The sequence below is a fragment of the Zoogloea oryzae genome (assembly GCF_030161255.1).
In the GTDB taxonomy this organism is placed as follows: Bacteria; Pseudomonadota; Gammaproteobacteria; order Burkholderiales; family Rhodocyclaceae; genus Zoogloea; species Zoogloea oryzae.
Map to the genome: position 1 here is coordinate 1 of NZ_BSPX01000031.1, position 20615 is coordinate 20615.

Annotated in this window: 16 protein-coding genes; 13 read left to right on the top strand and 3 right to left on the bottom strand. The window is 68.2% G+C overall.

The window, feature by feature from the left end:
- Positions 1-1522, top strand: a 1522-nt coding sequence (gene recD, locus QQK25_RS11425) for an exodeoxyribonuclease V subunit alpha (RefSeq protein ID WP_284188043.1), incomplete at its 5' end; no start/stop codon positions are given.
- On the opposite strand, the gene QQK25_RS11430 is transcribed toward recD, so the two are convergent.
- Entirely contained in the window at positions 1519-2967 is a 1449-nt protein-coding gene (locus QQK25_RS11430) for a hypothetical protein (RefSeq protein ID WP_284188044.1), read from the bottom strand. The two genes, recD and QQK25_RS11430, sit on opposite strands and share 4 nt — an antisense overlap.
- A gap of 193 nt (positions 2968-3160) precedes the next feature.
- On the opposite strand from QQK25_RS11430, the gene QQK25_RS11435 reads away from it, so the two are divergent.
- The 4 genes from QQK25_RS11435 to fdhD are packed head-to-tail and all read left to right on the top strand — an operon-like array spanning position 3161 to position 8881.
- Entirely contained in the window at positions 3161-3655 is a 495-nt protein-coding gene (locus QQK25_RS11435; RefSeq protein ID WP_284188045.1) for a formate dehydrogenase subunit gamma, read from the top strand.
- On the top strand, positions 3655-5205 hold the full coding sequence (locus QQK25_RS11440) for a formate dehydrogenase beta subunit (RefSeq protein ID WP_284188046.1): 1551 nt from the start codon (positions 3655-3657) through the stop codon (positions 5203-5205). Before QQK25_RS11435 ends, QQK25_RS11440 begins: the two co-directional genes overlap by 1 nt.
- On the top strand, positions 5202-8057 hold the full coding sequence (gene fdhF, locus QQK25_RS11445) for a formate dehydrogenase subunit alpha (protein WP_284188047.1): 2856 nt from the start codon (positions 5202-5204) through the stop codon (positions 8055-8057). Before QQK25_RS11440 ends, fdhF begins: the two co-directional genes overlap by 4 nt.
- A 32-nt stretch (positions 8058-8089) precedes the next feature.
- Positions 8090-8881, top strand: coding sequence for a formate dehydrogenase accessory sulfurtransferase FdhD (fdhD, locus tag QQK25_RS11450; protein WP_284188048.1), 792 nt, complete (start codon positions 8090-8092; stop codon positions 8879-8881).
- A 203-nt stretch (positions 8882-9084) separates the two neighbouring features.
- Here fdhD and QQK25_RS11455 read toward each other — a convergent pair whose 3' ends face one another.
- On the bottom strand, positions 9085-10161 hold the full coding sequence (locus tag QQK25_RS11455; RefSeq protein WP_284188049.1) for an AraC family transcriptional regulator: 1077 nt from the start codon (positions 10159-10161) through the stop codon (positions 9085-9087).
- Between the two features lie 150 nt (positions 10162-10311).
- On the opposite strand from QQK25_RS11455, the gene QQK25_RS11460 reads away from it, so the two are divergent.
- The 7 genes from QQK25_RS11460 (at position 10312) to QQK25_RS11490 (ending at position 19480) form a co-directional block, all read left to right on the top strand.
- Positions 10312-11484, top strand: coding sequence for an isovaleryl-CoA dehydrogenase (locus tag QQK25_RS11460; RefSeq protein WP_284188050.1), 1173 nt, complete (start codon positions 10312-10314; stop codon positions 11482-11484).
- A 13-nt stretch (positions 11485-11497) separates the two neighbouring features.
- Positions 11498-13105, top strand: coding sequence for a carboxyl transferase domain-containing protein (locus QQK25_RS11465; RefSeq protein ID WP_284188051.1), 1608 nt, complete (start codon positions 11498-11500; stop codon positions 13103-13105).
- A 133-nt stretch (positions 13106-13238) separates the two neighbouring features.
- The gene (locus tag QQK25_RS11470; RefSeq protein ID WP_284188052.1) at positions 13239-14027 is read left to right on the top strand and encodes an enoyl-CoA hydratase/isomerase family protein; all 789 of its coding nucleotides are present in this window, start codon (positions 13239-13241) and stop codon (positions 14025-14027) included.
- A gap of 141 nt (positions 14028-14168) precedes the next feature.
- Positions 14169-16169 (top strand): acetyl/propionyl/methylcrotonyl-CoA carboxylase subunit alpha, encoded by a 2001-nt coding sequence (locus QQK25_RS11475; RefSeq protein WP_284188053.1) that lies wholly within the window; start codon positions 14169-14171, stop codon positions 16167-16169.
- Between the two features lie 171 nt (positions 16170-16340).
- On the top strand, positions 16341-16616 hold the full coding sequence (locus QQK25_RS11480; RefSeq protein WP_284188054.1) for a hypothetical protein: 276 nt from the start codon (positions 16341-16343) through the stop codon (positions 16614-16616).
- A gap of 238 nt (positions 16617-16854) precedes the next feature.
- The gene (locus tag QQK25_RS11485) at positions 16855-18546 is read left to right on the top strand and encodes an AMP-binding protein (protein ID WP_284188055.1); all 1692 of its coding nucleotides are present in this window, start codon (positions 16855-16857) and stop codon (positions 18544-18546) included.
- A gap of 13 nt (positions 18547-18559) precedes the next feature.
- Positions 18560-19480, top strand: coding sequence for a hydroxymethylglutaryl-CoA lyase (locus tag QQK25_RS11490; RefSeq protein ID WP_284188056.1), 921 nt, complete (start codon positions 18560-18562; stop codon positions 19478-19480).
- Position 19481: 1 nt separating this feature from the next.
- Here QQK25_RS11490 and QQK25_RS11495 read toward each other — a convergent pair whose 3' ends face one another.
- Complete coding sequence (locus QQK25_RS11495) at positions 19482-20240, bottom strand: fused MFS/spermidine synthase (RefSeq protein WP_284188057.1); 759 nt, start codon at positions 20238-20240, stop codon at positions 19482-19484.
- A gap of 72 nt (positions 20241-20312) precedes the next feature.
- Here QQK25_RS11495 and QQK25_RS11500 point away from each other — a divergent pair, with 72 nt between their 5' ends.
- Entirely contained in the window at positions 20313-20615 is a 303-nt protein-coding gene (locus QQK25_RS11500; protein WP_284188058.1) for a hypothetical protein, read from the top strand.

Genomic DNA, 20615 nt, shown 5'->3' on the forward strand with positions numbered 1-20615 from the left:
GCGTGCCGCGCTCGACGCGCTGTTTCCGCCTGCCGCCAACGGGCTGGACTGGCAGAAGCTCGCCTGCGCGCTGGCCGCCCGCAGCGCCTTTGCCATCGTCACCGGCGGCCCCGGCACCGGCAAGACGACCACCGTGGTGCGCCTGCTGGCGGTGCTGCAGACCCTTGCCCTTGCGGGCGATGCCGGACGTGCGCTGCGCATCCGCCTCGCCGCGCCCACCGGCAAGGCCGCGGCGCGGCTCAACGAATCCATCGCCGGTGCGGTGGCCAAGCTGGCCCTCGATGCGCTGCCCGACGGCGAGGCCGTGCGCGCGGCGATCCCGGTGCAGGTGACGACGCTCCACCGCCTCCTCGGCAGCCGGCCGGATTCGCGCCACTTCCGCCACCACGCGGGCAACCCGCTGCCGGTGGATGTGCTGGTGGTGGATGAGGCGTCGATGGTCGATCTGGAGATGATGGCCGCGGTGCTCGCCGCGCTGCCGGCCCGGGCGCGGCTGGTGCTGCTGGGCGACAAGGATCAGCTGGCGTCGGTCGAGGCCGGCGCGGTGCTGGGCGAGCTGTGCGGCCGGGCGTCGGAAGGCCATTACACCGCCGAGACCGCCGGCTGGATCGCCGACGTGACAGGCGCGACGATCCCCGCGTCGCTCCTCGACCCGGCCGGCACGGCCCTCGATCAGGCGGTGGCGATGCTGCGCTTCAGCCACCGCTTCCGCCACGACAGCGGGATCGGCCAGCTCGCGGCGGCGGTGAACGCCGGCGACGTGGACGCGGCCGCCGGCTGCTTCGACGCTAGCTTTGCCGATCTCGCCCGCGTGGCGGTGGGCGAGGGCGCCGACGAGCGCGCGCTGCGCCGGCTGGTGGTGGAGGGCGACACCGGCAAGGCCTACGCCGGGGAGCGGCCGCTGGGCTACCGGCATTACCTCGAAACCTTGCGCGATGCCCGGCCGGTTGTCGGCGCCGCGCAAGACGCCATCGACGACTGGGCCCGGAAGGTGCTCGCCGCCCACGGGCAGTTCCAGCTGCTGTGCGGCCTGCGCCGCGGGCCGTGGGGCGTGGAAGGGCTCAACCGGCGGATCGCCGGCTGGTTGAAGGAGGACGGGCTGATTCCGGCGGCGGAGGGCTGGTACGCCGGACGGCCGGTGCTCGTCACCCGCAACGATTACGGCCTGGGGCTGATGAACGGCGACATTGGCATCACCCTGGAACTACCCGGTGGCGTGCTGCGGGTGGCGTTTCCGGCGGGAGATGGCAGCCACGGCATCAAGTGGGTCCAGCCCAGCCGGCTGCAGGCGGTGGAGACGGTGTTCGCCCTCACGGTGCATAAGTCTCAGGGCTCGGAGTTCACCCACGTGGCGATGGCGCTGCCCGAGAGCCTGAGCCCGATCCTCACCCGCGAGCTGATCTACACCGGCATCACCCGCGCCCGGCAGTGGTTCACGCTGGCCGACGCGCCCGCCTCGACGGTGCTGGCGCGGGCGGTGGAGCGTCGGGTGCTGCGGGTGTCGGGGCTGATGGCGGGTTAGGTGGCGTGTAGGGCGCGCAGGAAGGCCTCGGTCTGCTGCCGGGCGGCGGTAAAGAGCCGGTCGTAATCGGCCCGGGCGGCTGCCGTGTAGTTGCCAAACTCGTGGGGCTGGCCCGAGCACAAAAAAGCCCAACTGATCGCCGCGGCGGTGGCGTGGTGGTCGGTGAGCGCGCCCAAGCCGTTGGCGAAGTCGTCCGGCGAGTCGAAGCCTTCGACCCGACCGGCGGCGGTGTAGTGGTCGAGCAGGGTTTTCATGATCCCGGCGTACACGGCCAGCGCGCAGCCGGCGTCCCGGTGCTGGCCGAAAAGCAGCGCGGTGAACACCCGCAGCAGGATCTGGTTGATGCGGAAGGGCAGGGCGTCGATGGGTGCGCCGGCTTCGGGTTCGACCTCGGCCCACAGGGCGTCGTCGAGGCGGCGCAGGTAGTCGAGGGTGGCGTCGTCAAGCGCTGGGTAGAAGCGGAAGTCGAGCCAGGTGTTGCGTTGGGCGTCGGGCTGGACGGGCGCAGCGGCGCGGATGCGCGCCATCAGGGCGGGCGCTTCGGCGTCGAGATCCTCGATATCGATCACCGTGAAGACCTTTTCCAGCTCATCCCGCAAGGCGCGGATGTCGTCGTCCGAGCTGCGCTCCCGGGACGGCAGCCAGCGCACCGGGCCGATGGCCAGCGCCGGGATGTCCTTGTAGAGATCGGCGTGGATGTTCTTGGTGAGGATCGCCTGCCGGTCGAACACCACGGTGGTCAGCGGCGCCCGGCCGGTGTCGATGAGGTGATGCATCTCCCACAGCACGCTCTCGGTGATCGACGAGACGTACACGACGAAGTAATCCACCTGCCCGGCCAGCTGGGCGATGTCGTCCTTCCAGTGCAGCGCGTTGAGATGGACGGAGCGGATCGGCTGGTTGGCGGAGCGGATCAGCGCCGCGTAGTCGCCGTAAAAATGGCGTTGGGGGCCGATGGTTTCCCAGTACAGATCCTTGGGGCTCATGGCCTTGAAGAGGTCGAACTCGGCGCCGAGTAATTCGCTCAGCGTATGGTTGAAGCGAGTGGTATCGACCGTGGCTATACCTACTGCCAGGGTGTCGCTGGCGGCAACGGCGGCTTCGTAGTCGAAACCGCGCAGATAGAGCACCCGCTTGCGGGTTGTGACGTGCATCAGCCGGTAGTTGGCCTGCTTGTGGGCGGATTCGACGTAGAAGTAGATGCCGCAGAAGTAGGCCAGCTTTTCCAGGTCGAGGGCGTTGAAATCCACCGGCAGTTGCCGGAAGGCCGGGCTGGCGCGGCCGTCTTCGTCCAGCAGGCCGGCGGCGCGCCAGCGCTGGATGTTGTGCAGGAGCACGCCCAGGAAGTGGGTGAACCAAGTGTACAGAAAATAGCCGTGAAGGGCGCGGGCGCCATCGTAGAGGGGCGTGGCGTCGCGGATGATGGTGGAAGGTGTGTCCGGCATGGCGGGACTCCCGGCGGTGGGTGCAATTTGAGCATAGGCGCCGGCGCGGGGGCGTGGTATCCGGATTGGCCGAAGGTTTGGCGCAGGTCAACCGACGGCGAGGGCGGCGGTCGGAAACGGGTTCTGTGTGGCTTTGAGGCGGCTGTGAAATCCTGCCCACCTGGTGAAATTCCCGGGCGTAGAATCATGCCGTTTGCCCACCATCCCGGCCCATCGTCCCGTCATGCCCAATGCCGCCATCGTCCAGCGACTGATCGCTGCCCACCCGCCCCGGCAGGATGCCTTGCTGCCAATCCTCCATGCCATCCAGGACGAACTCGGATGGGTGCCGCCGAAGGCCACGACGGCCATTGCCCAGGCGCTCAACCTGTCCCGCGCCGAGGTGCATGGGGTCATCAGCTTCTACCACCACTTCCGCACCTCGCCGCCGGGCCGGCAGGTGATCCAGCTGTGCCGCGCCGAGGCCTGTCAGGCGCGGGGTGGCGAGGCGCTGGAGGCCCACGCGCTGGCCGTGCTGGGCGTCGGATATCACCAGACCACCGCCGATGGCGCCGTGAGCCTTGAGCCGGTGTATTGCCTGGGCAACTGCGCCTGTGGGCCGTCTCTGCGGGTGGGCGACGAGGTGATCGGGCGGGTGGATGCGGCGCGCTTCGACTGCCTGCTCGCCGGCTTGCGGGAGGACATGTGATGAGTGTGCGCGTGTATTTGCCGGCCGACACCACCGCGCTGTCGCTGGGGGCCGAGGAAGTCGCCTTGGCGATTGCAGCTGGCGCGGCTGCCCGGGGCGTGTCGATCGAGCTGGTGCGCAACGGCTCCCGAGGGCTGTTCTGGCTGGAGCCGCTGGTGGAGGTGGCAACCCCGGCCGGCCGCGTGGCCTATGGGCCGGTGGACGTGGCCGACGTGCCGGGCCTGCTGGATGCGGGCTTTCTCACCGGCGGCGCGCATCCCCTGGCCCTCGGGCCGACGGAGGAGATCCCCTTCCTCAAGCAGCAGGAGCGGCTGACCTTCGCCCGGGTGGGGGTGGTCGATCCGCTGTCGCTGGATGATTACGCGGCCCACGGCGGGCTGGTCGGACTGCGGGCGGCGCTGGCGATGACGGCTTCGGACATCATCCAGGCGGTCACCGACTCTGGCCTGCGCGGGCGGGGCGGCGCCGCCTTCCCGGCGGGTATCAAGTGGCGCACGGTGCTGGGCGCGCCGGGCATTGAAAAGTACGTGGTGTGCAATGCCGACGAGGGCGATTCCGGCACCTTCTCGGATCGCATGCTGCTGGAGGGCGACCCGTTCTGCCTGATCGAGGGCATGGTGATCGCCGGGCTGGCGGTGGGGGCGAGCCGCGGTTACGTCTATCTGCGCTCCGAATATCCCCGCGCCTGGCGGGTGGTGAACGCGGCGCTCAAGCTCGCACGGGAGGCCGGCCTGCTGGGCGACGACATCCTCGGCTCGGGCCGGGCCTTCGACATCGAGGCGCGGCTGGGCGGCGGCGCCTACATCTGCGGCGAAGAAACCGCGATGCTGGAGAGCATCGAGGGTAAGCGCGGGCAGGTGCGCGTCAAGCCGCCGCTGCCCGCGGTGAAAGGCCTGTTCGGCAAGCCGACGGTCATCAACAACCTCATCACCCTGGCCAGCGTGCCGGTGATCCTCGCCAAGGGGGCTGCGTTCTACCGGGATTTCGGCCAGGGCCGCTCGCTGGGCACGCTGCCGTTCCAGCTCGCCGGCAACGTGCGCCGGGGCGGGCTGGTGGAAAAAGCGTTCGGGCTGACGCTGCGCGCGCTGCTGGAGGACTTTGGCGGCGGCACCGCCAGCGGCCGGCCGGTCCGCGCGGTGCAAGTGGGCGGCCCGCTGGGCGCCTATGTGCCGCCGGCGGATTTCGACCTGCCGCTGGATTACGAAGCCTTCGCCGCCCGCGGCGCGATGATCGGCCACGGGGGCGTGGTGGTGTTCGACGACAGCGTGGACATGGCCCGGATGGCGCGCTTTGCGATGGAGTTCTGCGCCGAGGAATCCTGCGGCAAATGCACCCCGTGCCGCATCGGCTCGACCCGCGGCATGGAAGTCATCGACCGCATCATCGCCGGCGACGACAGGGCCGCCAACGTCGCGCTGCTGCAGGATCTGTGCAGCCTGATGACCGACGGCTCGCTGTGCGCGATGGGCGGGATGACGCCTTTCCCGGTGCAGTCAGCGCTCAGGCATTTTCCGGCCGATTTCGGCCTTGATTCCGGGGAGGCGCAATGAGCTGCCACTGCCAGACCGATCTCGGCACGCCGCCGGTCACGTCGGATCACACCGTCACCCTCACCATCGACGGCCAGCAGGTGGTCGCAGCCGCCGGCACCTCGGTGATGCGCGCCGCGGCGGAGGCCGGCATCCCGATCCCCAAGCTGTGCGCCACCGATACGCTGGAGGCCTTCGGCTCGTGCCGGCTGTGCCTGGTGCAGATCGAGGGCCGGCGGGGTTATCCGGCGTCGTGCACCACGCCGGTGGAAGCGGGGATGCGCGTCGTCACCCAGTCGCCCAGGCTCGCCGAGCTACGCCGCGGGGTGATGGAGCTGTACATCTCCGATCACCCCCTCGATTGCCTCACCTGCGCCGCCAACGGCAACTGCGAGCTGCAGGACATGGCGGGCGTGGTGGGCTTGCGCGAGGTGCGTTACGGCTTTGCCGGCGACAACCACTTCGACGCCGCCCACGCCCAGCCCAAGGACGAATCCAACCCGTACTTCAGCTTCGATCCCGCCAAGTGCATTGTGTGCAGCCGCTGCGTGCGGGCCTGCGAGGAAGTGCAGGGCACCTTCGCCCTGACCATCGCCGGGCGGGGTTTTGAATCGAAGGTGACGGCCGGCGCGGACGAAGGATTTCTCGGCTCGGAATGCGTCTCGTGTGGTGCCTGCGTGGCGGCCTGCCCGACGGCGACGCTGGCCGAGAAGAGCCTGATCGCCGCCGGCCAGGCCCAGCGCAGCGTGGCCACCACCTGCGCCTACTGCGGCGTGGGCTGCGGCTTCGTGGCCGAGGTGAAGGGCGAGCAGGTGGTGCGGATGGTGCCGGACAAATCCGGCGGCGCCAACGCTGGCCACGCCTGCGTGAAGGGCCGCTTTGCGTGGAGCTACGCCACCCACCCGGACCGGGTGACCACCCCGATGATCCGCGAAAGCATCGACGCGCCGTGGCGCCAGGTGTCGTGGGACGAAGCCCTGGCCTACGCGGCGAGCGAGTTCCGGCGCATCCAGGCCAAGTACGGCCGGCTGGCGGTGGGCGGGATCACGTCGTCCCGGTGCACCAACGAAGAGACCTACCTCGTCCAGAAACTGGTGCGCGCCGGCTTCGGCAACAACAACGTGGACACCTGCGCCCGGGTCTGCCATTCGCCCACCGGCTACGGCCTCAAGCAGACGCTGGGCGAATCTGCCGGCACGCAGGATTTCGAATCCGTGCTGTCGGCCGATGTGGTCGTGGTGATCGGCGCCAACCCCACCGACGGCCACCCGGTGTTCGGCTCGCTGCTCAAGAAACGCATCCGCCAGGGCGCCGAGCTCATCGTGATCGACCCCCGCGCCATCGATCTCGTGCGCACGCCCCACGTGGCGGCGGCGCACCATCTGGCGCTCCGGCCCGGCACCAACGTGGCGATGATCAACGCGCTGGCCCATGTGATCGTCGCCGAGGGGCTGGTGGATGAAGCCTTCGTTGCCGAGCGCTGCGAGCCTGAGGCCTTTGCGGCGTGGCGCGAGTTCGTGCTGCAGCAAGAGAACAGCCCGGAGGTCGTCTCGGGCATCACCGGCGTGTCGGCGGATGCCATCCGCACCGCGGCGCGCCTCTACGCCGGCGCCGGCAACGGGGCGATCTACTACGGGCTGGGCGTCACCGAGCACAGCCAGGGCTCGACGATGGTGATGGGCATCGCCAACCTCGCCATGGCCACCGGCAACATCGGCCGGCCCGGCGTGGGGGTGAACCCGCTGCGCGGGCAGAACAACGTGCAGGGCTCCTGCGACATGGGGTCGTTTCCGCACGAGCTGCCGGGCTATCGCTCGGTGGCCGATGCGGCGGTGCGCGAGGCGTTCGAGGCCCGCTGGGGCGTGACGCTCGACCCGGAGCCCGGCCTGCGCATCCCCAACATGTTCGACGCGGCGATTGCCGGCAGCTACAAGGGCATGTACGTGCAGGGCGAAGACATGGCCCAGTCCGACCCCAACACCCAGCACGTTCAGGCCGCGCTGCGCTCGCTGGAATGCCTGGTGGTACAGGACATCTTCTTCAACGAGACGGCCAAGTTTGCCCACGTGTTCCTGCCGGGCGCGTCTTTCCTCGAGAAGGACGGCACCTTCACCAACGCCGAGCGGCGCATCTCGCGGGTGCGCAAGGTGATGGAGCCGCTCTCCGGCAAGGCCGACTGGCAGGCCACCCAGGCGCTGGCCCAGGCTTTGGGCGTGGCGATGGATTACCGCCACCCGTCCGAGATCATGGACGAGATCGCCGCGCTCACGCCCAGCTTTGCCGGGGTGAGCTACGACCGCCTGGATGCCGCCGGCAGCCTGCAGTGGCCGTGCAATGACGCGTCGCCCGCCGGCACGCCGATCATGCACACCGAGCAGTTCACCCGCGGCCTCGGGCGTTTTGTCGTCACCGAATACGTGCCGACCACCGAGAAGGTCACCCGGCGCTTCCCGCTGATCCTCACCACCGGGCGCATCCTCAGCCAGTACAACGTGGGCGCCCAGACCCGCCGCACCGCCAACACCGCGTGGCACGGCGAGGACCGGCTCGACATCCATCCGCTGGACGCCGCGGACCGGGGCATTGCCGACGGCGACTGGGTGCACATCGAAAGCCGTGCCGGGGAGACGCGGCTGCGGGCGCGGGTGTCCGAGCGGATGCAGCCGGGGGTGGTTTACACCACCTTCCACTTCCCGAATTCCGGCGCCAACGTGGTGACCACCGACAACTCCGACTGGGCCACCAACTGCCCCGAGTACAAGGTGACCGCCGTTCAGGTCTCGCTGGGCGAGCAGCCTGCCCGCTGGCAGGCCGACTTCACCCGCACCGACGCCGACCAGCACGCGCTGCTTCCCGCGGGGCCGGACGCGTGACGGTGGAGGAGGGCGACGCTTTTTCTGCGCTCATGCGTGTGCCGGCCCTGCGCTTCGGGCCGGAGGGTGTGGAGCGGGTGGAGGATTCGGTCGTCGAGGAGGTGCCGGTGGCGCTGGTGTACAACGGCATCTCCCACGCGGTGATGCTCGCCACGCCCACCGATCTGGAAGACTTCGCGCTCGGCTTCAGCCTCAGCGAAGGCCTCATCGCCAGCCCGGCGGAGCTGCTGGAGGTGGAGATCAGCGCCACGCCGGCCGGCATCGAGTTGCAGCTGCGCGTCACGGCCGAGCGTTTTCAGGGATTCAAGGCGACCCGTCGGCAGCTGGCCGGGCGCACGGGCTGCGGGCTGTGCGGTCGGGAGAGCCTGGAGCAGGCCATCCTGCCGGTGCCCAAGGTGGCCGAAACCCTTGCCGTGCCGGCCGAGGCGCTGACCCGCGCCATCGCTGCGCTGCCGGAAGTCCAGGGGCTGCATCGCCAGAGTGGCGGCGTGCATGCGGCGGGGTGGGCCGGGATTGATGGCGAAATCCATCTCGTGCGTGAAGACGTCGGTCGCCACAACGCGCTCGACAAACTCATTGGCGCCTTGCGTCGCCAGCGAATCGACCCGGCGGCCGGCTTTGTGCTCATCACCAGCCGGGCCAGCCACGAGCTCGTCCACAAGGCCGCCAGCGCCGGCATCCAGCTGCTGGCGGCAGTGTCGGCGCCCACCGGGATGGCGGTGCGCAACGCGGAAGCAGCCGGCTTGACCCTTGTCGGGTGGCTGCGGGGGAGCGGGTTTTCGGTCTATTCGCGGGTCGACCGGATCACCGATCCGGCAGCCTGATCGGCCCGCGAAGCAGGTTTTTCCCACACGGCGCCAGAAAAAGAAAAACCCGAGGGGCCGTAGGCCGCTCGGGTTAAATCCACACCAAAGGAGGAGAGGGTGGAGGAGACAGATCGAAGCATACGCCTCCGTATGGTTGCAGTGCAACATTTCAATTGCAATAAACCGTAAAATTCATCACGGATGACGGAATGCGGTGATCTTTACCCGGCCGGATTGCCCTTGTCATCCGCGTCGCAGGCAATCTTCCGATCCCGGAAGGTCTGCGGCGGCACCCCCGTCCAGGCCCGGAAAGCCCGGGCAAAACTCTTCTCGTTGCGAAAACCCACCAGCGCCGAGATCTGCTTGATCGAGCGCTGGCTGCGGTTGAGGAGCTCGATCGCCCGGGCGCGGCGGGCTTCGTCCTTGAGCTGCTGGAGCGACGAGCCTTCGTCGCTGAGCTGCCGGTGCAGGGTGCGCACCGACACGTTAAGGCTGCCCGCCACGATCTCGGCAGTGGCGGCGCCATTGGCCGGATCGCGCAGGAAGCGCCGCACGCCTTCCACCAGCAAGCGGTCACGGCGGTATTGCAGCACCGTGAGGGGCAGGGCCCGCTGGAGCATGGCGCGCAAGGCCGCCTCGTCCCGGCGGATCGGCAGATCCAGGTAGCGCGCGTCGAAGCGGATCGCCGCCAACTCCGCATCGAAGCGCAGCGGACCGGGGAACATCAGTTCATAGGCATCGGCGTGGGGCGGCGCGGCGAAGGGGAAACAACTCTCCAGTAGCGGAATCCGCGAATCAATCGCCCAGCAGGCGTAGCCCAGCACGTAGCGCAGCAGCGTCACCTGGCAGAACTCGTGCATCTCACCCAGGGGCCGGTTGGGGGTGATCGTGAGGGTGGCCACGGATCTATCCACCGCCAGCGTGAGGCCGATGTCGTCGGTGAGCAGCCGGTGATGGCGGCACCAGCGCTTGAGCGCCACGCCCAGATCGGGCGAACCCAGCGACGCGCGGCACAGCAAGCCGTAGCTGCCCCACGGCAGGCGGCGCGAGAACCAGCCCAGCGCCTCGTCGTCGAGTTCCTGCATCGCGTGGCCGGAAATGAGTTCCATCTGGGCGGCGGTGACGCGGGCGTCCGGATCGTCGAGTGCGGCCGGATCGATGTCGGCCCTGGCGAGCGCGCCGGCCGGGTCGATGCCATACCGGCGGTAGGCCAGCACGATGGCGCGGATGAAGGCGATGGGCGTGGCGGCGCGTCCCGGGCGGGACGGCGGCGGGGCGTCGGGAGTACGGATCGTCATGGTGACGAAATCTTACCGCTTGAGATGATCGCGTGGCACGATTTGCAACCACGATGGCGCCCGCGGCCACCGCTGACCACGTACGCTGCGGGGCACTCGAACGGTGCATTGCACACGATTCGGCCCAGAACAAACCGGAGGAGACAACCCATGAACATCCCCAGCCTGAACTTCCACCTCGGCGAAACCATCGAGGCCCTGCGCGACACCGTGCAGGCCTTCGCAGCCAAGGAGATCACGCCCCGCGCGGCCGAGATCGACCGGGACAACCTCTTCCCGGCCGATCTGTGGAAGAAGCTGGGTGACCTGGGCCTGCACGGGATGACCGCCCCGGAAGAATACGGCGGCACCAACATGGGCTACCTCGCCCACATCATCGCGCTGGAAGAAGTCTCCCGCGCCTCGGCCTCGGTTGGCCTGTCCTACGGCGCCCACTCCAACCTGTGCATCAACCAGATCCGCCGTAACGGCACCGAAGCCCAGAAGCAGAAATACCTGCCCAAGCTGATCTCCGGCGACCACATCGGCGCGCTGGCGATGAGCGAGCCCAACGCCGGCTCCGACGTGGTGAGCATGAAGCTGCGCGCCGATAAAAAGGGCGACCGTTACGTGCTCAACGGCTCGAAGATGTGGATCACCAACGGCGGCGACGCCGACACGCTGGTGGTCTATGCCAAGACCGATCTGGAGGCCGGCGCCAAAGGCATGACCGCCTTCATCGTCGAGAAGGGCATGAAGGGCTTCACCCACGGCTCGCACCTGGACAAGCTGGGCATGCGCGGCTCCAACACTTACCCGCTGTTCTTCGACGACTGTGAAGTGCCCGAAGAGAACGTGCTGGGCGGCGTGGGCAACGGCACCAAGGTGCTGATGAGTGGCCTCGACTACGAGCGCGCCGTGCTGTGCGGCGGCCCGTTGGGCATCATGGCCGCGTGCATGGACATCGTCGTGCCCTACCTCCACGACCGCAAGCAGTTTGGCCAGAGCATCGGCGAGTTCCAGCTGATGCAGGGCAAGGTGGCCGACATGTACTCCACCTGGATGGCCAACCGCGCTTACGTGTATGCCCTCGGCCAGGCCTGTGACAAGACCGACCACGCTCGCACCCTGCGGAAGGACGCCGCCGGCGCCATCCTGTACTCCGCCGAGAAGGCCACCTGGATGGCCGGCGAGGCGATCCAGACCCTCGGCGGCGTGGGCTACACCAACGAATACGCCACCGGCCGCCTGTGGCGCGACGCCAAGCTCTACGAGATCGGCGCCGGCACCAGCGAGATCCGCCGGATGTTGATCGGCCGCGAACTGTTCTCCGAGACCGCGTAAGCCTGGAGCCCCCATGACCGTCATCAAATCCAGCATCAACACGCGTTCGCCCGAATTCCAGGCCAACGCCGAGGCGATGGGCAAGGTCGTCGCCGACCTGCGTGAGAAGGCCGCCCAGGTGTCCCTCGGCGGCGGTGAATCGGCCCGCGCCAAGCACACCGCCCGGGGCAAGCTGCTGCCCCGCGACCGTGTGGATCACCTGCTCGACCCCGGCACCGGCTTCCTCGAGATCGGCCAGCTCGCCGCCTACGGCATGTACGACAACGAGGCCCCGTCGGCGGGCGTCATCGCCGGCATCGGCCGGGTGAATGGCGTCGAGTGCATGATCGTCGCCAACGATGCCACCGTGAAGGGCGGCACCTACTACCCGATGACGGTCAAGAAGCACCTGCGCGCCCAGGAGATCGCCCAGCAGAACAAGCTGCCGTGCATCTACCTGGTGGATTCCGGCGGCGCCTTCCTGCCCAAGCAGGATGAAGTTTTCCCGGATCGCGACCACTTTGGCCGGATCTTCTTCAACCAGGCCAACATGTCGGCCGAGGGCATCCCGCAGATTGCGGTGGTGATGGGCTCGTGCACCGCCGGCGGCGCCTATGTGCCGGCGATGAGTGACGAGACGGTGATCGTCAAGAACCAGGGCACGATCTTCCTGGGCGGCCCGCCGCTCGTGAAGGCCGCCACCGGCGAGGTGGTGACCGCCGAGGATCTGGGCGGCGGCGACGTGCACACCCGCGTCTCCGGCGTGGCCGACCACCTGGCCGAGAACGACACCCACGCGCTCTCCATCGCCCGGCGCATCGTGAGCACCCTCAACCGCGTGAAGCCGGTGGGCCTCAATCTGGCGAGCAGCGAAGAGCCCCTGTACGACCCGTCCGAGATCTACGGGATCATCCCCACCGACACCCGCAAGCCCTACGACGTGCGCGAGGTGATCGCCCGCATCGTCGATGGCTCGCGCTTCGACGAGTTCAAGGCGCGCTACGGCACCACGCTGGTCACCGGCTTTGCGCACCTCTACGGCATGCCCATCGGCATCGTCGCCAACAACGGCATCCTGTTCGGCGAGTCGGCTCAGAAGGGCGCCCACTTCATCGAGCTGTGTGCCCAGCGCGGCGTGCCGCTGGTCTTCCTGCAGAACATCACCGGCTTCATGGTCGGCCGCAAGTACGAGAACGGCGGCATCGCCAAGGATGGCGCCAAGATGGTCACGGCGGTCGCCACCGCCCAGGTGCCCAAGCTCACCGTGCTGATCGGCGGCAGCTTTGGCGCCGGCAACTACGGCATGTGCGGCCGCGCCTACAGCCCGCGCTTCCTGTGGATGTGGCCCAACAGCCGCATCTCGGTGATGGGTGGCGAGCAGGCCGCCAGCGTGCTCGCCACCGTGCGCCGCGACGGCATCGAGGCCAAGGGCGGCGCCTGGACCAAGGACGAGGAAGAAGCCTTCAAGTCGCCGATCCGCCAGCAATACGAGGATCAGGGCCACCCGTACTACGCCACCGCCCGCCTGTGGGACGACGGCGTGGTGGACCCGGCCCAGACCCGGCGCATCCTCGGCTTGTCGCTCTCGGCCAGCCTCAACGCCCCGATCCAGCCGACCAGGTTCGGTCTGTTCCGAATGTAAGAAGCAGTGAGGCGTTAGGAGTAAGGAGTGAGGAGGGCCTTGTTTTGGCCTGGTGCGCTGGCGATCGTGAGCGCACCTCCTTTGAATCCGGCCTCCTCACTCCTCACGCCTTACTCCTTACAGGTTCAACGCCATGTATGAAACCCTGGAAATCCTCCGCGACGGCCCCATCGCCACCATCTGGATGAACCGTCCGGACGTGCACAACGCCTTCAACGAGGCGCTGATCGCCGAACTCACCGCCGCCTGCCGGCAGCTCGACGCTGACGACAGCGTGCGCGTGGTGGTGCTCGCCGGGCGGGGCAAGAGCTTCTCGGCCGGCGCCGACCTCAACTGGATGCGCCGCGCGGCGGATGCGTCGGTGGAAGCAAACCTCGCCGACGCCCGCAAGCTCGCCGGGATGCTGCGGGCCCTGGCCGAGCTCACCAAACCGACCATCGCCCGGGTGCAGGGCGCGGCCCTCGGTGGCGGCATGGGCCTCGCGTCGGCCTGCGACATCTGCGTGGCCTCGACGGCGGCGAGCTTCGCCACCTCGGAGGTGAAGTTCGGGATCATCCCGTCGGCCATCAGCCCCTACGTGCTTCGCGCCATCGGCGCCCGTCAGGCGGGGCGCTACTTCCAGACCGCCGAGCGGATCTCCGCCGCCGAGGCCAAGGCCCTGGGCCTCGCCCACGAAGTGGTCGCGCCGGAAGAACTCGACGCCAAGGTAGCCGGGATCGTTGCCGCGCTGATGCAGGGCGGGCCGAAATCCCAGGCAGCGGCGAAGGATCTGATCCGCGCGGTGGCCGACCAGCCGGTGAGCGACGCCGTGGTGGAAGACACCGCCCGCCGCATCGCCGAACTGCGCGCCACGCCCGAGGCGAAGGAAGGCCTCGCCGCCTTCCTCGACAAGCGCCAGGCGGCGTGGGTGCCGAACGAATAGGCCCTGTAGGTCGACGTAGGTCGGACTTCAGTCCGACAACGCTGCCTACAGCAAACGAGACACACACAGATGTCGGACTGAAGTCCGACCTACAGAATCAGCAGCTTCGGGCAGGCATGTGCCGGGGCGGGGGAGACCAGCATGTTCAACAAGATTCTGATTGCGAACCGCGGCGAGATTGCCTGCCGCGTCATCAAGACGGCTCGCCGCCTGGGCATCAAGACCGTCGCGGTGTATTCCGACGCCGACGCCGGTGCGCGCCATGTGCGCCTGGCTGATGAAGCCGTGCATATCGGCCCGGCCGCGGCGCGGGAGAGCTATCTCGTCATCGACAAGATCATCGCGGCAGCCAAGCAGACCGGCGCCGAGGCGATCCACCCGGGCTACGGTTTCCTCTCCGAGAACGAAGAGTTCTGCCACGCCTGCGACGCCGCCGGCATCGTCTTCATCGGCCCGCCGGTGTCGGCGATCCGGGCGATGGGCTCCAAGTCCGAAGCCAAGAAGCTGATGGAGAAGGCCCAGGTGCCGCTCACCCCGGGCTACCACGGCGACAACCAGGAGCCGGCCTTCCTCAACGTGCAGGCCGACGCCATCGGCTACCCGGTGCTCATCAAGGCCGCGGCCGGCGGTGGCGGCAAGGGCATGCGCCTCGTCGAGAAGAGCGAGGATTTCATCGACGCGCTGGCTTCCTGCAAGCGCGAGGCGGCGTCGAGCTTTGGCGACGACCACGTGCTGGTCGAGAAATACCTCACCCGCCCGCGCCACATCGAGATCCAGGTGTTCGGCGACACCTTCGGCAACGTGGTGTATCTGTTCGAGCGCGACTGCTCGGTGCAGCGCCGCCACCAGAAGGTGCTCGAAGAAGCGCCAGCGCCCGGCATGACCGCCGAACGCCGCGCCGCGATGGGCAAGGCCGCGGTGGATGCGGCCAAGGCCGTAGGCTACGTGGGCGCCGGTACCGTCGAGTTCATCGCCAACCAGGACGGCACCTTCTATTTCATGGAGATGAACACCCGCCTGCAGGTGGAGCACCCGGTCACCGAGATGATTACCGGGCTCGATCTGGTGGAGTGGCAGCTCCGCGTGGCCTCCGGCGAACCGCTGCCCCTGGCCCAGGAGCAGCTGGCCATCAACGGCCACGCGCTGGAGGCGCGCATCTACGCCGAAGACCCGGCCAAGGGCTTCCTGCCTTCCACCGGGCGGCTGGCGCACCTGTCGCCGCCCGACGAGAACCTGCACGTGCGCGTGGATACCGGCGTGGAGGAGGGCGACGAGATCAGCCCCTTCTACGACCCGATGATCGCCAAGCTCATCGTGTGGGATGTAAACCGCGACCGTGCCCTGGCCCGCATGCTCCAGGCCCTGGCCGAGTACCGGGTGGTGGGCGTCGCCAACAACATCGAGTTCCTGTCGCGCCTCACCGCCTGCCCGGCCTTTGCCAACGCCGATCTCGACACCGGCCTCATCGAGCGCGAGAAGGATTACCTCTTCCCCGAGCAGGTCGAGCCCGCCCGGGAAGCCTGGCTGGCCGTGGCGCTGGCCGATCTGCTGCGCGAGCGCGAGCACGCCCAGGGCCTGGCTGCCCGCCACTGCGAACCCGATTCGCCCTGGCACCGGCGCGACGGCTGGCGCGTGAATGCCGCGCCCAGCCGCAGCAAGATCTACCGGCTGGGCGAGGTGGAAAAGCACCTCACGATCACCCATCGCGGCAACAGCTTTGATGTGGCCCTGGACGGCCGCGTGAGCCACATCTCCGGCACCCTCAACCCCCGCGGTCTGCTGCGGGCCGAGTTCGACGGCCTGCGCACCACCGCCACGGTGATCGTTGCCGGCGAGCGCCGTCACGTGTTTGGCCAGGGCCGGGCGTGGCAGTTTGCGGCGGTGGACCCGCTCCACCACGGCGGCGAGGGCGGCGGTGCCGAAGGCGGCCTGCTGGCCCCGATGCCCGGCAAGGTCATCGCGCTGGTGGCGGCCGAAGGCGCCACGGTGGAGAAGGGCGCGCCGCTCTTGATCCTCGAAGCCATGAAGATGGAGCACACCATCACCGCGCCCGCCGCCGGCACGGTCAAGGCCTTCCGCTTTGCGGTGGGAGATCAGGTGGGCGACGGGGCCGAGCTGGTGGAGTTCGAGGTCGCGGCCTGATCCTGCCGCGGGCCGTGAGGCAGATGCGGCAAGGCCCGCGGCCTGGACTGCAAGGCTTTGGGCCTTGCTCCGCAAAACCCAGAGCCTCGGCCGTACGCCTCAAAGCCTTGCACCGCAAGGATATGAGCCGGGGTCGCAAGGTTTTCCGGGACGGTCGCGAGGCTTTCAGCCTTGCACCCCGAGGCTTCGGGCTTCGATGGCAAGGCTTTTTACCTTGCGCGCAAGGCTGTGGGTTTCAAGCGCAAGGTTTATTGCCCGGGTCGCAGGGTTTCGCGCTTTGCGACCGAAGCATCAGGCTTCGCCCGCAAGGCTTCAGGGCGGGCGGGGCTGGCTGAAAAGCGTGAAGGCGAGGCTTTCTGCCCCGCCTGCACAGCGCAGAACCCGGATCGCAAGGCCTTGTACCAGGCCTTTGCCCCATCGGGCTTTGCAGTACAGGTTTTTTTGTAAGGGACTGCAGCATTTTGCTGCGGCCGGATCAGGCGGATGAGCCGCGAAGACGGACGTTCGCCACGCCGCACCTGCCAGGGCTGGTGCTTGCAGAGATCGGCAGATCGGGCATGTAGGTCGGACTTCAGTCCGACATCCACGCTCGAATCCGGCAACGGTCGTCGGACTGAAGTCCGACCTACAAGTACCAGCGGTACAGCTGGCGGGTGCAAACCGAGTATCGGGTGTGAGGAGACACATGAGCAATCGACTGAGCTACGTCCACGGTGCGTCGGACAAACCCCTGATCGGCCAGACCATCGGCCGTTATTTTGACGAAGCCTGTGCCCGCCACAGCAGCCGCGAGGCGCTGGTGGTGCGCCACCAGAAAGTGCGCCTCACCTACGGCGAGCTGCGCCAGAAGGTGGATGCCCTGGCCTGCGGGCTGCGTCGGCTGGGCCTGCAGCCGGGTGAGCGGATCGGCATCTGGTCCCAGAACAACGTGGAGTGGGCGCTGACCCAGTTCGCCACCGCCAAGGCCGGGCTGGTGCTGGTGAACATCAACCCCGCCTACCGCCGCAGCGAGCTCGAATACGCCCTCAACAAAGTGGGCTGCCGGGCGCTGATCCTGTCGCCCAGCTTCAAGAGCAGCGATTACCTGACGATGCTCGCCGATCTGGCGCCGGAGCTCGCCCACTGCGAAGCCGGCCTGCTGCGCGCCCACAAGCTGCCGAGCCTGGAGATCGTGATCCGCATGGGCATTGATCACAGCGCCGGGATGCTCAACTTCGACGACCTGTTCGTCTCGCCCAACCGCGACGAGCTGGGCGAGCTGGAAGAACTCGGCGAACGCCTGCAGTTCGACGATCCGATCAACATCCAGTTCACCTCCGGCACCACCGGCAACCCCAAGGGTGCGACGCTCTCCCATCACAACATCCTCAACAACGGCTTCTTCGTGGGCGAGGCGATCCGCCTGGTGCCGGGCGACCGGGTGTGCATCCCGGTGCCGCTGTACCACTGCTTCGGCATGGTGATGGGCAACCTGGGCTGCCTGACCCACGGCGCGACCATGGTCTATCCCGCCGAGGCCTTCGAGCCCCTCGCGGTGCTCGAGGCGGTGGCCGAAGAAAAGTGCACCGCCAGCTACGGCGTGCCCACCATGTTCATCGCCCAGCTGGATCACCCGGAGTTCGCGGGCTTCGATCTTTCCAGCCTGCGCACCGGCATCATGGCCGGCAGCCCGTGCCCCATCGAGGTGATGAAGCGCGTCATCGACAAGATGAACATGGGCGAGGTGACCATCGCCTACGGCATGACCGAGACCTCGCCGGTGAGCTTCCAGAGCGGCACCGACGACCCGATCGAGCGCCGGGTGTCCACCGTGGGCCGCGTGCAGCCCCACTGCGAGGTAAAGATCGTCGACAACGAAGGCCGCATCGTGCCCGCCGGCACCCCGGGTGAGCTGTGCACCCGCGGCTACTCGGTGATGCTCGGCTACTGGGGCGACGAGGCCAAGACTGCGGAAGCCATCGACAAGGCCGGCTGGATGCACACCGGCGACATCGCCACCATCGACGAGGAAGGCTTCTGCAACATCGTCGGGCGCATCAAGGACATGGTGATCCGCGGCGGCGAGAACATCTACCCGCGGGAGATCGAGGAATTCCTCTACCGCCACCCCAAGGTGCTGGACGTGCAGGTGGTGGGCGTGCCCGACAAGAAATACGGCGAGGAGCTGTGCGCGTGGATCATCGTGCGCGAAGGCCAGCGCCTCACCGAAGACGAGGTGCGCGCCTTCTGCCAGGGCCAGATCGCCCACTACAAGATCCCGCGCTACATCAGCTTTGTGGATAGCTTCCCGATGACCGTGACCGGCAAGATCCAGAAGTTCCAGATCCGCGAGAAGATGAAGCAGACCCTGGGCCTCCAGGAAGCCGCAACCGCCTGACGGAGCACCCACGATGACCCTCCCCACCCATGTCCGCCTCGTCGAGATGGGCCCCCGCGACGGGCTGCAGAACGAAAAGCAGGTGGTCAGCACCGAAACCAAGCTCGAGCTGATCGCCCGCCTGGGCGCCGCCGGCCTGCCGGCCATCGAAGCCACGTCCTTTGTGTCGCCCAAGTGGGTGCCCCAGATGGGCGACAACGCCGAGGTGATGCGCCGCATCCAGCGCCTGCCGGGCGTCGATTACCCGGTGCTCACGCCCAACCTGCAGGGCTTCGAGGCGGCGCTGGCGGTGAGAGCGACCGAAGTGGCGGTGTTCGGCGCCGCGTCCGAGTCCTTCAGCCGCAAGAACATCAACTGCAGCATCGCCGACTCGCTCAAGCGCTTCGAGCCGGTGATGGCCGCGGCCCAGGCCGCGGGCGTGAAGGTGCGCGGCTATGTGTCGTGCGTGCTCGGTTGCCCCTACGAGGGCGAAGTCGATCCGCAAGCGGTGGCCGACGTGGCTGCCACGCTCTACCAGATGGGCTGTTACGAGGTGAGCCTGGGCGACACCATCGGCGTCGGCACCCCGGGCAAGACGCGCCAGATGCTCGACGTGGTGGCGCGCCAGGTGCCGGTGGGCAAGCTCGCCGGCCACTACCACGACACCTACGGGCAGGCGGTGGCCAACATCTACGCGTCGCTGGAGGCGGGCGTGGCGGTGTTCGATGCGGCGGTGGCGGGCCTGGGCGGCTGCCCGTATGCGGCGGGCGCGTCGGGCAACGTGGCGACAGAGGACGTGGTGTATCTGATGAACGGCCTCGGCATCCACACCGGCATCGACCTCGACGCGCTGGTGGATACCGCAGGCTGGATCAGCGAACGCCTGGGTCGCCCGCCGGCCTCAAAGGTGGCGCGGGCGGTGCTGGCGAAGCGGGCCGCGGCCTGCCAGGGCTGAGTTACAGGCGGACGGTCTTGTCCGGATAGCTGCCGGATTTCTCCATCCGGCGGATCGTCGGGGTGAGATCAAGCCCCGTCGCATCCTTCAGCGCCTTGGCCCGCTCCCGCAGGGTGGCAAGGCTCAGTTCGACCGGTGCACCGGTGGTCGCGAAGGCCACCACGTTGCCGCTATCCACCTCCGGCAGCGCCAGCACCCGGCCGCCGAAGGCCTTGCGGATGCGCTGGAGCTGGGTCTTGAAGCCCCGCAGCTGGCCAAACAGATTGACCGACAGCAGGCCCCGGTCCGACAGTCGGGCGCGGCAGGCTTCGTAGAACGGCTGCCCGGACAGCGCGCCGGCGCTGGCCTTGCTGTCGAAACCATCCACCGCAATCAGATCCCACTGGGTCTCGTCCTCGGCCACGAAGGCCGCGCCGTCGCCGATCACCACGCGCAGCCGCGCATCCTCGTCGGGCAGGCGGAAGAACTGGCTCGCCACCGCATGCACCTCGGGCAGGATCTCCACCACCGTGACCTGCGCCTGGGGCACGTGACGGTGGACGAACTTGGCGAGCGAACCGGCGCCCAGGCCGATCAGCAGCACCCGGGCCGGCCACGGCGCATCGCGCAGCAGCAGCCCGGCCATCATCTCGCGGGTGTAGTCGAGTTCGAGGGCGTCGGGCTTGCGGATGCGCATCGCGCCCTGAACCCAGTCGGAGCCAAAGTGCAGGTAGCGGACGCCGCCTTCCTCGCTGATGTCGATGTCGATGTCGTGATTCATGGTCGAACGGGTGTATGCTGCAATGCAGCGACGGCGCCGGTCTTGCGGTGGCGCGATTCAAGGAAACGGAACATGAGCACCTTCGAAAACTTCAACCACGAGCTGGAAGCCATCGACCTGGAGATCGCCCGGCTGGCCCAGTTGTGCGACGTGCATCTGCTGGAACCCGGCGTGGCCGAGGCCGTGCTGCGGGGCGACACCAGTCTGTGCAACACCACCAACCAGCTCGCCTGGGACAAGATGCGCGGCCTCTTGGTGCTGCATTACCACGTGGTGCAGGAAGCCGCCGCGACCGACGGCGTCGAGGCCGCAGCCGAAGGCGTGCGTCGGGCGCTGGAGCGCGTCCAGGCCCGGCTGCGCCCCGTCCAGCAGTAG